At 73.6% G+C, this 13,589-nt stretch carries 15 protein-coding genes; 12 read left to right on the top strand and 3 right to left on the bottom strand.

The window, feature by feature from the left end; all coding sequences use genetic code 11:
* The first annotated feature begins 48 nt into the window (after window positions 1–48).
* The 8 genes from AB0C17_RS00915 to AB0C17_RS00880 all read left to right on the top strand — a co-directional run bounded on the left by AB0C17_RS00915 (window position 49) and on the right by AB0C17_RS00880 (window position 6,997).
* Window positions 49–528 (top strand): Na(+)/H(+) antiporter subunit C, encoded by a 480-nt coding sequence (locus AB0C17_RS00915; protein ID WP_357382533.1) that lies wholly within the window; start codon window positions 49–51, stop codon window positions 526–528.
* Window positions 525–2,030 (top strand): Na+/H+ antiporter subunit D, encoded by a 1,506-nt coding sequence (locus AB0C17_RS00910; RefSeq protein WP_357382535.1) that lies wholly within the window; start codon window positions 525–527, stop codon window positions 2,028–2,030. Before AB0C17_RS00915 ends, AB0C17_RS00910 begins: the two co-directional genes overlap by 4 nt.
* On the top strand, window positions 2,027–2,677 hold the full coding sequence (locus AB0C17_RS00905) for a Na+/H+ antiporter subunit E (protein ID WP_357476185.1): 651 nt from the start codon (window positions 2,027–2,029) through the stop codon (window positions 2,675–2,677). Before AB0C17_RS00910 ends, AB0C17_RS00905 begins: the two co-directional genes overlap by 4 nt.
* On the top strand, window positions 2,674–2,937 hold the full coding sequence (locus AB0C17_RS00900; protein WP_013284715.1) for a monovalent cation/H+ antiporter complex subunit F: 264 nt from the start codon (window positions 2,674–2,676) through the stop codon (window positions 2,935–2,937). Before AB0C17_RS00905 ends, AB0C17_RS00900 begins: the two co-directional genes overlap by 4 nt.
* 120 nt (window positions 2,938–3,057) lie before the next feature.
* Window positions 3,058–3,387, top strand: coding sequence for a monovalent cation/H(+) antiporter subunit G (gene mnhG / locus AB0C17_RS00895; protein WP_357476183.1), 330 nt, complete (start codon window positions 3,058–3,060; stop codon window positions 3,385–3,387).
* A 163-nt stretch (window positions 3,388–3,550) separates the two neighbouring features.
* Window positions 3,551–4,906, top strand: a complete 1,356-nt coding sequence (locus tag AB0C17_RS00890) for a hemolysin family protein (protein ID WP_357476181.1) — start codon at window positions 3,551–3,553, stop codon at window positions 4,904–4,906.
* Window positions 4,903–5,967, top strand: coding sequence for a hemolysin family protein (locus AB0C17_RS00885; RefSeq protein ID WP_357467404.1), 1,065 nt, complete (start codon window positions 4,903–4,905; stop codon window positions 5,965–5,967). Before AB0C17_RS00890 ends, AB0C17_RS00885 begins: the two co-directional genes overlap by 4 nt.
* A 100-nt stretch (window positions 5,968–6,067) precedes the next feature.
* Window positions 6,068–6,997 (top strand): sporulation protein, encoded by a 930-nt coding sequence (locus AB0C17_RS00880; protein WP_357467407.1) that lies wholly within the window; start codon window positions 6,068–6,070, stop codon window positions 6,995–6,997.
* A 74-nt stretch (window positions 6,998–7,071) separates the two neighbouring features.
* Here the strand turns inward: AB0C17_RS00880 and leuE are convergent, their stop codons facing one another.
* A complete protein-coding gene (leuE, locus tag AB0C17_RS00875) occupies window positions 7,072–7,734 on the bottom strand; it encodes a leucine efflux protein LeuE (RefSeq protein WP_357382549.1) in 663 nt (220 codons plus the stop codon).
* Entirely contained in the window at window positions 7,731–8,978 is a 1,248-nt protein-coding gene (locus tag AB0C17_RS00870) for a bifunctional pyridoxamine 5'-phosphate oxidase family protein/GNAT family N-acetyltransferase (protein ID WP_357476179.1), read from the bottom strand. Before AB0C17_RS00870 ends, leuE begins: the two co-directional genes overlap by 4 nt.
* A gap of 38 nt (window positions 8,979–9,016) precedes the next feature.
* On the opposite strand from AB0C17_RS00870, the gene AB0C17_RS00865 reads away from it, so the two are divergent.
* Together AB0C17_RS00865 and AB0C17_RS00860 are read left to right on the top strand one after the other, a co-directional pair.
* Window positions 9,017–10,354, top strand: a complete 1,338-nt coding sequence (locus AB0C17_RS00865; protein ID WP_357476177.1) for an aminotransferase class I/II-fold pyridoxal phosphate-dependent enzyme — start codon at window positions 9,017–9,019, stop codon at window positions 10,352–10,354.
* 80 nt (window positions 10,355–10,434) lie between these two features.
* Window positions 10,435–11,133 carry a UdgX family uracil-DNA binding protein gene (locus AB0C17_RS00860; RefSeq protein WP_135238902.1) on the top strand — a complete coding sequence of 233 codons (699 nt, stop codon included), beginning with the start codon at window positions 10,435–10,437 and terminating at the stop codon, window positions 11,131–11,133.
* 1 nt (window position 11,134) lies between these two features.
* Here the strand turns inward: AB0C17_RS00860 and AB0C17_RS00855 are convergent, their stop codons facing one another.
* The gene (locus AB0C17_RS00855; protein ID WP_357476174.1) at window positions 11,135–11,791 is read right to left on the bottom strand and encodes a 4a-hydroxytetrahydrobiopterin dehydratase; all 657 of its coding nucleotides are present in this window, start codon (window positions 11,789–11,791) and stop codon (window positions 11,135–11,137) included.
* A gap of 148 nt (window positions 11,792–11,939) precedes the next feature.
* On the opposite strand from AB0C17_RS00855, the gene AB0C17_RS00850 reads away from it, so the two are divergent.
* Window positions 11,940–12,398 (top strand): hypothetical protein, encoded by a 459-nt coding sequence (locus AB0C17_RS00850; RefSeq protein WP_357476172.1) that lies wholly within the window; start codon window positions 11,940–11,942, stop codon window positions 12,396–12,398.
* A gap of 20 nt (window positions 12,399–12,418) precedes the next feature.
* Window positions 12,419–13,561 carry an acyl-CoA dehydrogenase family protein gene (locus AB0C17_RS00845; protein WP_357476170.1) on the top strand — a complete coding sequence of 381 codons (1,143 nt, stop codon included), beginning with the start codon at window positions 12,419–12,421 and terminating at the stop codon, window positions 13,559–13,561.
* The last annotated feature ends 28 nt before the right edge of the window (window positions 13,562–13,589 follow it).

Raw genomic sequence — 13,589 nt, 5'->3', positions numbered from 1 at the left:
GAGTGAGCCGGGTTTGCGAGCCCCGCAGTCGCGAACAGAGGTGGCTCAGTGAACAGGGGTGCGGCCGGGCCGACGCTGGTGCTGGTGCTGGCCGTCGGGGTGCTCGTCGCCGCCGGCGTCATGCTGTTGCTGGAACGCAGCCTGACCCGGATCCTGCTCGGCATCATCATGCTCGGCAACGGCGTGAACCTGCTCATCCTGCTCGGCGGGCGGTCCGGCGCCGCGCCGCTCGTCGGTTCCACCTCGCGGGGCGAGATGAGCGACGCGCTGCCGCAGGCAATGGTGCTCACCGCCGTGGTGATCACGTTCGGGCTGACCGCGTTCCTGCTCGCCGTCGCCTACCGGAGCTGGTACACCAGCGGTGACGACGAGGTGCAGGACGACCTGGAGGACCGGCAGATCGTCCGGCTCGCCGAGAGCAACGAGGTGTCCACTGCGGACCACGGCGGCGAGGGCCCGGACGACGACCCGGAGCAGGTGGACCCGGAGCCGGCCCGGCGGCGGCTGCATCGGGGGGACGCCTCGTGACCGCGCTCGTTCCGCTGCCGGTGGTGGTGCCGCTGCTCGGCGCGGCGCTCACCCTCCTGCTGTCCGGCCGGCCCGGGTTGCAGCGGTGGATCAGCGTGCTGTGCCTGTCCAGCGTCCTCGTGGTGGCGGCGGTGCTGCTGGTGCGGGCGTACGGGTCCGGGCCGGTGGTGGTGCACGTGGGCGGCTGGCCGGCGCCGGTGGGCATCGTGCTGGTGGCGGACCAGCTGGCGGCGCTGATGGTGCTCGTCTCCTCGGCGGTGACGCTGTGCGTGCTGCTCTACTCGATCGGCCAGGGCCGGGGCGAGACCGGGGAGACCGCGCCGGTGAGCATCTACCACCCGACGTACCTGGTGCTGACCGCCGGTGTCACGAACGCCTTCCTCGCCGGGGACCTGTTCAACCTCTTCGTCGGCTTCGAGATCCTGCTGGCCGCGAGCTTCGTGCTGATCACGCTGGGCGGCACCGAGGCGCGGTTGCGCACCGGATCGACGTACGTGGTGGTCAGCATCCTGTCGTCGCTGCTGTTCCTGTCCGCGGTGGGACTGGTGTACGCGGCCACCGGCACGCTGAACATGGCGCAGCTCGCCGGCCGGCTGGACGCGCTGCCGTCGGGCGTACGCCTGACCCTGCAACTGACGCTGCTGCTCGCGTTCGGGATCAAGGCGGCGGTGTTCCCGCTGTCGGCGTGGCTGCCGGACAGCTATCCGACCGCGCCCGCCCCCGTGACAGCGGTCTTCGCGGGCCTGCTCACCAAGGTCGGCGTGTACGCGATCATCCGCGCCGAGACGCTGCTGTTCCCCGGCGGCCAGGTCGCCACGCTGCTGATGGTGGTGGCCGGGCTGACCATGGTGGTCGGCATCCTGGGCGCGGTGGCGCAGTCGGACCTGAAGCGGCTGCTGTCGTTCACGCTGGTCAGCCACATCGGCTACATGATCTTCGGGGTGGCGCTGAGCAGCGTCGCCGGCCTGTCCGGGGCGATCTTCTACGTGGTGCACCACATCACCATCCAGACCACGCTGTTCCTGGTCGCCGGCCTGGTCGAGGAACGCGCGGGCAGCACCGACCTGCGTCGCATCGGCGGCCTGGCACGGGTCGCCCCGACCCTCGGCGTGCTCTTCTTCGTCCCCGCGATGAACCTCGCCGGCATCCCGCCGTTCTCCGGCTTCCTCGGCAAGCTCGGACTGCTCCAGGCCGGCGTGGCGGCCGGCGGCGTGCTGCCCGCCGTGCTCGTCGCGGCCGGCACGCTCACCAGCCTGCTCACCCTCTACGCCGCCTCCCGGGTGTGGAACATCGCGTTCTGGCGGGAGCCCCGGCTGGCCACCGCCACCCCGCCGGCCCGGCTGCCCGGGCTGATGGTCGGCGCGACCACCGCACTGGTGGCGCTGGGCGTGCTGTTCACGCTGGTGGCCGGGCCGCTGTTCCAGGTCACCTCGGACGCGGCCACCGACCTGCGCGAGCGCACCCCGTACGTGCGGGCGGTCCTCCCCCGGGACGTGCCGTGACCGACGAGCTGCCCCCGGGCGGGGGCCCGACCGGGGAGCCCGCCGGCGTACCCCGGGCGGCGCCCGTCCCGGACGCCCCCGCGTCGGCCGTCGGCCGGGGCGGGCGGCGGCGGGACCAGGCGGTCGCGCTCGGCTGGCTGGTCGTCGCGTGGATGCTGCTGTGGGGCGACGTGTCCTGGGGCAACCTGGTCGCCGGCCTGGTGGTCGGCGTGGCGGTGCTGCTGTTCTTCCCGCTGCCGCCGGTCACGTTCGGCGGCCGGGTACGCCCCCGCGCGCTGCTGGTGTTCGCTGTCACGTTCGTCGCGGAGCTGGTCAGCGCCAGCCTCCACGTGGCAGCGGTGGCGCTGCGCTTCGGCTACCGCCCGCGTGGCGCGATCATCGCGGTGCCGCTGCGCGTGCGCACCGACCTCAACCTGACGCTCACCGCCGAGGTGATCTCGCTGGTGCCGGGCACGCTGATCCTCGACGTCGACCGGGCGGAGGGCGTGCTCTACGTGCACGTGCTCGACGTGCGCGGACCCGAGGACCTGGCCGGCAGCCGCGAGCGGGTGCTCGCCGTCGAAGGGCGCATCGTCCGCGCCATCGGATCTCCCGACGAGGTACGCCGGCTCGACCTCGAACCCGCCGAACGGAGGAACCACCAGTGACTGTCCTGCTCGCCGTCGCGTTGACCGTGCTGCTCTCGGCCACCGCGCTGCTCGCCCTGGCCCGGATCTACCGCGGCCCGTCCCTGCTCGACCGGGTCGTCGGCGCCGACCTGCTGCTGTCGGCGATGCTCGCCGCGGTGGGGGCGGAGGCCGCGGTGAACCGGCACGCCACGACGCTGCCCGTCCTGGTGGTGCTCTCGCTGCTCGGCTTCATCGGGTCGGTGTCGCTGGTGCGCTTCGCGGTCCGGGCTGAAGCGTGAGCGCGAGGAGTGAGCCGGGGTTGCGAGCCCCGCAGTCGCGAACGGAAGGAGGCTCCTGGTGAGCGCGAGGAGTGAGCCGGGGTTGCGAGCCCCGCAGTCGCGAACGGAAGGAGGCTCAGCGTGAGCGCCGTCGCGGACTGGGTGGGTGGGGTGCTGCTGCTGGTCGGGGCGGCGCTGGCCCTGGTCGCCGGCATCGGGCTGGTCCGCTTCCCGGACGTGCTGGACCGGATGCACGCGGCCACCAAACCGCAGGTGCTGGGCGTCCTGTTGCTGCTGACCGGGCTGGCGCTGCGTCTGCGTACCCCCTCGGACCTGGGCATGCTGGTCCTGGTGGCGATCTTCCAGCTCTCCACCGCGCCGGTGGCCGCGCAGATGATCGGCCGGGCCGCGTACCGTTCCGGACGGGTCGACCGGACGCTGCTGGACGTCGACGAGCTGGCCGGGCGGTGAACCGGACGCGCGGGAGGCTTCCCGGCACCCTCAGCGAACGTCCAGCGCGTACCGATAAAATGGGCCGCATGATCGACTCTCCTGCCCCGGAGGGCAGCAGTAGCCGGCCGGGTAATACCCGGCGAATTCCCTCCCCGACGACCCCGGGAGCACTGAACCTCCCGTGTTGATCCTCGTCGGTCTCCTTCTCATCACCGTCCTCACCGCCGCCACCGGTTACTTCGTGGCCCAGGAGTTCGGTTACGTCGCCGTGGACCGGGGCAAGCTCAAGCAGCTCGCCGACGGTGGCGATCGTGCCGCGGCCCGGGCCCTGGAGGTGACCGCGCGGCTCTCCTTCATGCTGTCCGGCGCCCAGCTCGGCATCACGGTGACCGCCCTGCTGGTCGGTTACGTCGCCGAGCCGTTCCTGGGTGCCGGGCTGGCCGACCTGCTCGGCCTCGCCGGGCTGTCCAGCGCGGTCACGCTGCCGCTGTCGGTGGCCCTCGCCCTGGTCATCGCCACAGTGGTGCAGATGGTCCTCGGCGAGCTGGCGCCGAAGAACCTGGCCATCGCGCGGGCCGAACCGCTGGCCCGGGCGCTGGCGCGGTCCACCCTGATCTACCTGAAGATCGCCGGTCCGCTGATCACGCTCTTCGACAGGGCGGCCGTACGGCTGCTCCGCCGGCTCGGCATCGAGCCGATCGAGGAGCTGCCCAGCGGCGCCACCCCGCAGGACCTGGAACAGATCATCGCCGAGTCCCGGGAGGAGGGGCACCTCGACGCCGAGATGTCCGACCTGCTGGACCGGGGTCTGGACTTCCGGGAACTGACCGCCGGGGAGGCGATGGTGCCGCGCGTCGACGTGCACACCATCCGGGCCGACGAGCCGGTCAGCCGGATCGTCGAGCTGCTGGACACCGGCCACTCCCGGTTCCCGGTGAGCGGCGCCGAGGGCGTCGACGACCTGATCGGCGTGGTCGGCATCGCCGACGTGCTCGGGGTGCCCCCGGCGCAGCGCGCGACCACCCGGGTCGACGCGGTGGCCGTACCCCCGTTGCTGGTGCCCGAGACGCTGCCGCTGCCGACGGTGCTGGACCGCCTGCGGTCCGGGCACCGGCAGCTCGCCTGCGTGGTCGACGAGTACGGCGGCTTCGCCGGCGTGATCACGCTGGAGGACCTGGCCGAGGAGCTGGTCGGGCCGATCCGCGACGAGGACGACCCGCCGGACCGGGCCGCGGCCCGGCAGGAGGACGGCTCCTGGGTGGTCCCGGCGCGCTGGCGCATCGACGAGGTCGCCGACAGCACCGGCATCGAGCTGCCCGAGCGCCCCGAGTACGACACGCTCTCCGGCTTGGTGATGCGGGAGCTGGGCCGGGTGCCCGAGGTCGGTGACCTGCTGGAGATCCCGGTCGCCACGGACGGCGACGAGCCGGCCGGCGGCCCCCGGGTGCTGGTCGAGGTGCTGGCGGTGGACCGGCACGTGGCCGACTCGGTGCGGCTGCGGCCCACCGCCGACGTGTCCGGGGAGGGCGCCGCATGAGCCCCGGGTTCGCGTTGTTCTTCTCCGTGGTGCTGCTGGCGCTGAACGGATTCTTCGTGGCCGCCGAGTTCGCGCTCATCGCGTCCAAGCGGTACCGCCTGGAGCAGGCGGCCGCCGGTGGCGGCCGGGCGGCCCGCGCGGCGCTGGACGGCGTCCGCGAGCTGAGCCTGATGCTGGCCGGCGCACAGCTCGGCATCACGCTGTGCACGCTGGGTCTGGGTGCGCTGGCCGAGCCGGCCATCGAGCACCTGCTCAGCCCGTTGCTGCACGCGGTCGGCCTGCCCACCGCGGCCAGCCACGTGGTCGCGCTGGTGTTCGCGTTGTCGCTGGTGACGTTCCTGCACCTGGTGGTCGGCGAGATGGCCCCGAAGTCGTGGGCGATCACCGACGCCGAGCGTTCGGCGATGCTGCTGGCGCTGCCGTTCCGGGCGTTCGCCCGGATCGCCCGGCCGGTGCTGTCGGTGCTCAACGGGCTGGCGAACGCGATGCTGCGGCTGGTCGGCGTGCAGCAGCAGGACCAGCTGGCCCAGGTGCACGGCCCGGACGAGCTGCGCATCCTGCTGGAGCAGTCCCGGGAGCACGGGCTGCTCGGCGCCGAGCAGCACCAGCTGCTGACCAGCATGCTGGAGCTCCAGGGCACCACAGTGGCCCAGGTGATGGAGCCGTTCGACCAGATCGTCACAGTGGGCCGGGGCGAGACCGCCGAGCGGATCGAACACGTCTCGCGCGACAGCGGCCGGTCCCGGCTGGCAGTTGTCGACGCCGGTGGCGAGGTGTGCGGCCTGGTGCACGTACGCGAGGCGGTGCGCGCCGTCACCACCGGCCGTCCGGCGACCGCGGAGGAGCTGATGACCAGCGCCTTCACGCTGCCGGCCGAGGCGTCGGTGACCGAGGCGGTGACCTCCATGCGGGCGCAGCAGGCGCAGCTCGCGCTGGTGAGCAACGGCGGTGGGCCGACCCGGCCCATCGGGTTCGTCGCGCTGGAGGACCTGCTGGAGGAGGTCATCGGCGAGTTCGACGACGAGACCGACCCGGTGCCGCGAGGCCGCCGGATGCGCTGAGCGTCGTGATCCGGGCCGGCCCGGCGAGGTGGGGACACCTCGCCGGGCCGGCGTCCGTTCCGGCCTGGCATGGCCGGGCGGGCAGCGGGAATGCCCCGGCATGCGGTTGACCGGCGTGTCGCGGGACTCCGCCTGGACCGGGCTGTCGGTGAGCACCACGCTGCCCAACCCGAGCACCCGGCCGGGCCTGCGCCTGCCCGGCCGGGTGACGCTGAGCGCGGGCGGCTCGGACGTGCCGGTGCGGCACATCCGGCTCGGGCTGGTGACCCAGGTCGAACCGGAGGACCCGGAGGCGCCGCGCCGCCTGGTGCAGTTCCGGACGTGGACGATCGCGGGGCGGTTCGTGGTGCCGGCCGGGCGGCGGCGCGCTGTCGACTTCGCCGTGCCGCTGCCGTGGGAGTCGCCGGTGACCACGTACGGCGGGGTGCCGCTGTTGAGCCTGCGTACCGGCCTGCGCACCGAGGTGTCGGTGGATCCGGAGGTGGATCAGGGCGCGATGGTGCCGGTGCTGATCCATCCGCTGCCCGCCCAGGAGCACGTGCTCGCCGCGCTGGACACGCTCGGCTTCGCGATCCGGCAGGCGGGCCTGCGGGAGGGGCGGCTGCCGGGGGTGGAGCAGACGCTGCCGTTCCAGCAGTGGTACGGGTTCTGGGCCGCCCCGCTCTATGCCGGCCCGATGACCGAACTCGAAATGATCATGCTGACCGACTCGGCCGGCATGGAGGTGCTGCTCTGGCTGGACCGGCGGCTCTCCCTGGCCGGGATCACCCACCAGAGCATCAGCCGGTTCCGGGTCTGGCACGCCGGCGCCGACAAGCGGGACTGGGTGGCCACAGTGGACGGCTGGCTGCGGCATGCCATCGACAGGCACGCGGCGGCCGCCTCACACGCCGACTGGTCGGCCACGATCCGCGAGTCGGCGCACGTCAGCCGCCGCCCCGACCGCCCGGTCGCGCCGGGTTACGGGCTCGGGGGTACGGCCGGCGGCGCGGGCATCGGCGGTGGTGGCGGAGGCGGCGACGGCACGTGAGCGTGTGCGCGTGCCTTGTTAAGAAGGGGCCCTTCCTCTACCGGAGGTGTTAATAGGGGCCCCTTCCTTACACCTCAGCCGGCGGCGAGCTTGAGGCTGAAGCCGAGGAACAGCACCGCGACAGCTGTGGTGCCGCTCGCGGCGAGCCGGCGGCGCTGCCGGAACTGGGCCGCCAGGTACGTGCCGGTGAAGATCAGCACGGTCAGGTAGAGCGCGCTGGCGACCTGGGCGATCAGCCCGAGCAGCAGGAACGACAGCGCCGGCCAGGCGTACCCGGGGTCGACGAACTGGATGAAGAACGACACGAAGAACAGGATCGCCTTCGGGTTGAGCAGGCTGATCACCAGCGCCTTCCGGAACGGCTCCCGCTGCCCGGCCGGCTCCACCTCGTCGATCAGGCGCGGCGTGGCCGGGTCGTTGCGGTCGCGCCAGCGCCGCCACGCGCCGCGCAGCATGGCCAGCCCCAGATAACCGAGGTACGCCGCGCCGGCGTACTTGATCACCAGGTAGAGCGGGGGATACGCCTGGAGCAGCGAGGCCACCCCGGCGGCGGAGAGGATCATCAGCACCGCGTCGCCGACGAACACCCCGGCGGCGGCCCGGTAACCGGTGGCCACGCCGCGACGGGCTGCGGTGGCCAGCACGAAGAGCGAGTTCGGGCCGGGCAGCAGCACGATCGCCACGGTGCCCAGCACGTACGTCCAGATGTCGGTGATCCCCAGCACGCCGGACATCATGACGCCGCGCCCGCCGTCGGGCGAAGCCTTTCCCGCAGGCTGACCTGTGCCGTCGGCCACTCCCGCGCGAGCATCGAGTACTGCACGGTGTCCCGCCAGGAGCCGTCGGCGCGCTGCTTGTGCTGCCGCAGCACGCCCTCCCGGCTCGCGCCGAGCCGTTCGATGGCCCGCTGGGAGCGTTCGTTGCGGATGTCGGTGTGCCAGACCACCCGGACCGCGTCCAGCTCGTCGAAGGCCCGGCCGAGCAGCAGCAGCTTCGCCTCGGTGTTCACGCCGGTACGCCACCACGGGCGGCCCAGCCAGGTGTAGCCGATCGCCAGCGAGCGGCGTACCGGGTCGATCTCGTAGTAGGAGGTCGTGCCGACCACCGCGCCGGTGGTGGCGCAGCGCTGCGCCCAGCACACCTGCTCGCCGCGTTCCTGCGCGTCCAGGTAGTCGGTGACGACCCGGCGCATCTCGGCGGCGTCGGCCGGCTGCGTGCCGCCCAGGTGCCGCCACACCTGCGGGTCGGCGGTGACGGCGTACAGCTCGTCGGCGTGGGCGAGGTCGAGCGGCTCCAGCACCACGTGCTCGCCGCGCAGCACCGCCGGCTCGTGCCACGGCGACCGGGCCGCCCGCAGGTACGCCGGCGCCGGCGCGCTCACCCCGGGCGCCGGTTCGGGGCGGCCCGGCGTGAGCCGCAGCGGCACCACACCGGCCCAGTACGGCAGCGCCTCGTCGGCCGGCTCGTCGTTGACGCCGCCGGTGCGCATCCGTACCGACACCTCGCGCAGCGGCAGCGCCAGCACCGCCGTCTCGGCCAGCTCGCGCCGGTTCGGCGGGCGGCTGTCGGCGGACCGGCCGGCGGCCACCTTCTCCACCAGCGCGGTCATCACCGCGGCCTTCTCGCCGGCGTCCTCGACCAGCCGGGCGGTGCCGTGCGCCACCACCGACCGGTAGTTGGCGCTGTGGTGGAACTGGGAGCGGGCGTAGATCAGCCCGTCGAGGTGGGTGACGGCGACGCAGACCGGGAGACCGGCCTCGCCCCGGGCGGCCAGCAGCGGCCGGCTGCCGGTGGACCCGTGCAGGTAGAGCGTGTCGCCGACGCGCACGTGCAGGGTCGGCAGGATGCGCGGCTCACCGTCAACAGTGAACGACAGCGCGCAGTGGTACGCCTCGTCCAGCAGCGCGTGCGCGGTGGCGCGGTCGTAGTGCATCCGGTCGCGGGTGCGGGTGGCGGTGGTGCGGGCGGTCGGGGGGTACACGTGACATCCCACCTTTGTTCTAGTACAATCGCTAAACTGTGGCAGCACATTATCAGATCGTCGGGTCCACCTCCGCCGCGATTTCGGCAAGCGTCGAATCCGGCATCCGCAGCGGCGACCTCGCCCCCGGCGACGCCCTGCCCGCCGTCCGCGCGCTCGCCGCCGAGCTGGACGTCAGCCCGGCCACCGTCGCGAAGGCGTACCAGGAACTGCGGCAACGCGGCCTGGTCGCGACCGCCGGCCGGCACGGCACCCGGGTCCGCCCCCGCCCGCCGGTCGCCGCCCGCCGCGCCGCCCTGCTGCCCCCACCGCTGCCCGGCGGCCGTGACCTCTCCGCCGGCCAGCCCGACCCCCGGCTGCTGCCGCCGCTCGGCCCGCACCTCGCCGCGCTAGCCGCCGAGATCGGACCCCCCGGCGGGTACGCGACCGACGCCGTCCTGCCCGACCTGGCCGCCCTGGCCCGGGAGCGGCTCGCCGCCGATCGCGTGCCGGCCGGCGAGCTGACAGTCACCGGCGGGGCGCTCGACGGCATCGAACGGCTGCTCGCCGCCCACCTGCGCCCCGGCGACGCGGTGGCGGTGGAGGACCCGGGCTGGGCCAACCTGCTCGACCTGATCGCGGCGCTCGGCCTGCGTACCGTCGGGGTGCCGGTGGACGACGAGGGCCCCACAGTGGGCGGCGTCCGGGCGGCGCTCGCCGCCGGGGTCCGGGCGCTCGTGGTGACCAGCCGGGCGCAGAACCCGACCGGCGCCGCGGTCTCCGCCGCCCGTGCCGACGCGCTGCGCACTCTGCTCGCCGGCCGGGCCGACCTGCTGCTGATCGAGGACGACCACGCCGCCGAGCTGGCCCGCGTACCCCTGCACCCGCTCGCCGGGGCGACCCCGGCGTGGGCCTTCGTCCGGTCGGTGAGCAAGCCCTACGGGCCCGACCTGCGGCTCGCGGTGCTGACCGGCGACGAGGCCACTGTGGCCCGGGTGGCCGGGCGCGCGCGGGTCGGCGCCGGCTGGGTGTCCACAGTGCTGCAACGCCTGGTCGTGTCGCTCTGGCGCGACCCGGCCACCGCCGGTCTGGTGCGGCGCGCGGCGGACAGCTACGACAGGCGGCGCGACGGGCTGGTCGAGGCGCTGGCCGAGCGTGGGGTGACCGCGTACGGGCGCACCGGGATCAACGTCTGGGTGCCGGTGCCCGACGAGACGGTGGCGGTCACGACCCTGCGCGACGCCGGGTGGGCGCTCGCCCCCGGCGGCCTGTACCGGATCGCCGCCGACCCCGCCGTGCGCGTCTCGGTGAGCGCACTGGACGAGGCCGACATCCCCGCGCTGGCCGACGCGCTCACCGCCGTAAGGAAGGGCCCCCTCTTAACGCATTCGGTATAGGAAGGGCCCCTTCTTAACACCTCCGGACAGCGCGGCGGGCCGCTCGCGTGCGCGCCGCCGAACGGGGTAGAACGATCGGCATGGCCGAGACCGAGAGCGCACCCGGCGCACAGGAGTTCATCCCGCCGTCGGCGGACACCATCGACGAGCTGCGCGCCGCGGCGGGCGACTGCCGGGGCTGCGAGCTGTACCGGGACGCCACCCAGACCGTCTTCGGCCGCGGCGACGAGCACGCCCGCGTGGTATTCGTCGGCGAGCAGCCGGGCGACATCGAGGACCAGAAGGGGCTGCCGTTCGTCGGCCCGGCCGGGCGGCTGTTGCGCAAGGCCGTCGACGACGCGGCGCTCGACCCCGCCCAGATCTACCTGACCAACGCCGTCAAGCACTTCCGCTTCGAGCTGCGCGGCCGGCGGCGCATCCACCAGACCCCGGACCGCGTGCACGTCACCGCCTGCCGGCCGTGGCTGGTCGCCGAGTTCGCCCGGCTGCGCCCGGAGATCGTGGTGGTGCTCGGCGCCACCGCCGCCAAGGCGCTGCTCGGCCCGAGCTTCCGGGTGACGAAGCAGCGAGGTGAGCTGCTGCCCTGGCCCGCCGCCGCCCAGCACCCGGAGGACTTCGAGCGCGTGCCGGTCGACCGGACGGGCGCTGTCGCCGACGCCCCGGCGGCCCGGCTGCTCGCCACCATCCACCCGTCGGCGGTGCTGCGCGCCGACAACCAGGACGTGGCCTACGAGGGCCTGGTCGCCGACCTGAAGGTGGCCGCGAAGGCGCTGCGCTGAGTCAGGAGCGCTGCTGCCAGGTGCAGAGGCAGACCCGGTTGCCGTCCGGGTCGGCGAGCACCCAGAAGCTCGGCGCCTCCGCGTCGCTGACCAGCGTGCCGCCGGCCGCCAGCGCGGCGGCGATGCGCGCGTCCACCTCGGCCGGGTCGACCCACACATCCGGGTGCCACCGCTGCCGGGGCTCGTCCCGGCCGGAGCGCTGGAACCAGACAGTCGGCAGCACGCCGTCCGGGTCGCGTACCTCGTCGTCGTCCGGGCCCCGGCCGCCCGGTGCCTGCCAGGTCAGGACCGCCCGCCAGAACGGCAGCACCGCCGCGTGCGCCGGGGTGTCCAGCGCGAGTTCCAGGCGGGCCAGCCCGGCCGCCGACAGGGTGAGCCCGGCGTCCGCGGCCAGCCCCGAGATCGTCCGGGCCAGCCGCAGGTCACGCTGGGTCACGCCGCCCGCGTCGTGCGACCAGAGCCGCACGTCCACGTGGGTGTAGCGCAGGTCCAGATCGGGATGGTGATCGACCCGCTCGGCCTCCGCGCCGACCGCGGCCACCAGCGCCAGCCCGGCCGCGAAATCGGGGGTACGGATGCGCGTCTGCAACGCCCCCAGCAGGTACGTCCACCCGTCCAGCCCGGCCTCGGCGACCTGTTTCCCCGTGAGTGTGCTCATCCGGCCATCCTGGCGTGCCGCACGTCCGCCCGCCACCATCCACAGGGGATTATCGGACGGCGCGCGAGGGTACGGCTCCGGCATGGCGGAACCCCGACCTCGCGTGGCGTTTCTCCGGTTCGGCGCTCCCGGCCCCTACGTGATCTCCATGGCGTTCGCCGGAGTCGCCTGGCTGGCCATCCGGCTCTGGGATCGGGACGAGTCCGTACAGGTAGCGGTGCTCGACGCCGGTCTGCACGGGGTGATCTACGGGCTCATGTTCTTCATGCTGAACTGGTTTCAGAAACCAGGCGCCGCCGAGGCGGAGCGGGCCGCCGCCTGGGCGGTCACCGAGACCGGGCTGCGCCGGGGCGAGCCGCCCGTCGACGAGGCGGGACGCGCGGCGGTGGCGGACAACCTTCCGGCGGTACGCCGGGGAGCGCTGTTCGGGGCCGCCGGTGGCGTCCTGCTGCTCGGCCCGCTGATCGTGCTAGCGATCCGCACCGGGTGGGAATCCGCCGCCGTCGGGTTGGGGATCGTCCTGGTCGCGATCCTGGCCGAGGCCGTCCGCACCGGCCTCCGGGAGCGCCGGCTACGAGCGGCGCTCGCCCCTGTCCGGGGCGGCTGAGCGGTGTCAGACTTGCCGCCATGGAGCAGCATCTCTACGAGCCCGTCCACGACGAGTTCCGCGACCTGTGCCGCCGGTTCCTCGCCCGGGAGGCGGTGCCGCACCACGAGCAGTGGGAGGCCGACGGGATCGTCGACCGGCAGGTGTGGCGGGCCGCCGGCGCGGCCGGGCTGCTCGGCCCGGACGTCGACCCGGAGTACGGCGGCGGCGGGCAGCGCGACTTCCGGTTCAACGCGGTGCTGGACGAGGAGATCGTCGCCGCCGGGTGCACCGGTCTGGGCTTCGGGCTGCACAACGACGTGGTCGCCCCGTACCTGACCGAGCTGACCACCGGCGACCAGCGCAAGCGGTGGTTGCCGGGCTTCTGCTCCGGCGACCTGGTCACCGCCATCGCGATGAGCGAGCCGGGCGCGGGCAGCGACCTGGCGGGCATCCGCACCACCGCGGTCCGCGACGGCGACAGCCTGGTCCTCAGCGGGCAGAAGACGTTCATCACGAACGGTGAGATGGCCGACCTGGTGGTCGTGGTGGCCAAGACCGCGCCGGACCAGGGCGCGCACGGGGTGAGCCTGGTCGTGGTGGAGAGCGGCACGCCCGGCTTCAGCCGGGGCCGCCGCCTGGCGAAGGTCGGCCTGAAGGCCAACGACACCGCCGAGCTGTTCTTCGACGACTGCCGGGTGCCGGCGGAGAACCTGATCGGCACCGAGAACCACGGCTTCTACCACCTGATGGCCAACCTGCCCCGGGAGCGGCTGAGCATCGCCGTGGCAGCGGTGGCGGCGTGCGAGAAGCTGCTCGCGCTCACCATCGAGTACGCCCGTTCCCGGGAGGCGTTCGGGCGGCCGATCGGCCGGTTCCAGCACAACCGGTTCCTGCTGGCCGAGCTGGACACCGAGGTCACCATCGCGCGGACGTTCGTCAACCACTGCGTCACCGAGTTCAACGCGGGCCGCCTCTCGGTGACCGACGCGGCGAAGGCCAAGTGGTGGACCACCGAGTTGCAGACGAAGGTCGCCGACCGGTGCGTGCAGTTGCACGGCGGCTACGGCTTCATGGCGGAGTACCCGGTGGCGAAGGCGTGGCTGGACAGCCGGGTGCAGACCATCTACGGCGGCACCACCGAGATCATGAAGGAGATCATCGGCCGGGGTCTCGGCCTGTAGCCGAACCGGGTGCCGGTCGGCCGGACCG

Origin of the sequence: Micromonospora sp. NPDC048887, assembly GCF_040649715.1 — a bacterium.
GTDB lineage: Bacteria > Actinomycetota > Actinomycetes > Mycobacteriales > Micromonosporaceae > Micromonospora.
This window is presented reverse-complemented; position numbering and strand designations above follow the sequence as displayed.

What these genes read in the sequence shown, in the direction of transcription:
- AB0C17_RS00855 (WP_357476174.1), bottom strand. Translation starts at nt 11,791, where the DNA reads ATGAGCACACTCACGGGGAAACAGGTCGCCGAGGCCGGGCTGGACGGG.
- AB0C17_RS00850 (WP_357476172.1), top strand. Translation starts at nt 11,940, where the DNA reads ATGGCGTTCGCCGGAGTCGCCTGGCTGGCCATCCGGCTCTGGGATCGG.
- AB0C17_RS00845 (WP_357476170.1), top strand. Translation starts at nt 12,419, where the DNA reads ATGGAGCAGCATCTCTACGAGCCCGTCCACGACGAGTTCCGCGACCTG.
- AB0C17_RS00885 (WP_357467404.1), top strand. Translation starts at nt 4,903, where the DNA reads ATGAGCCCCGGGTTCGCGTTGTTCTTCTCCGTGGTGCTGCTGGCGCTG.
- AB0C17_RS00880 (WP_357467407.1), top strand. Translation starts at nt 6,068, where the DNA reads ATGCGGTTGACCGGCGTGTCGCGGGACTCCGCCTGGACCGGGCTGTCG.
- leuE (WP_357382549.1), bottom strand. Translation starts at nt 7,734, where the DNA reads ATGATGTCCGGCGTGCTGGGGATCACCGACATCTGGACGTACGTGCTG.
- AB0C17_RS00860 (WP_135238902.1), top strand. Translation starts at nt 10,435, where the DNA reads ATGGCCGAGACCGAGAGCGCACCCGGCGCACAGGAGTTCATCCCGCCG.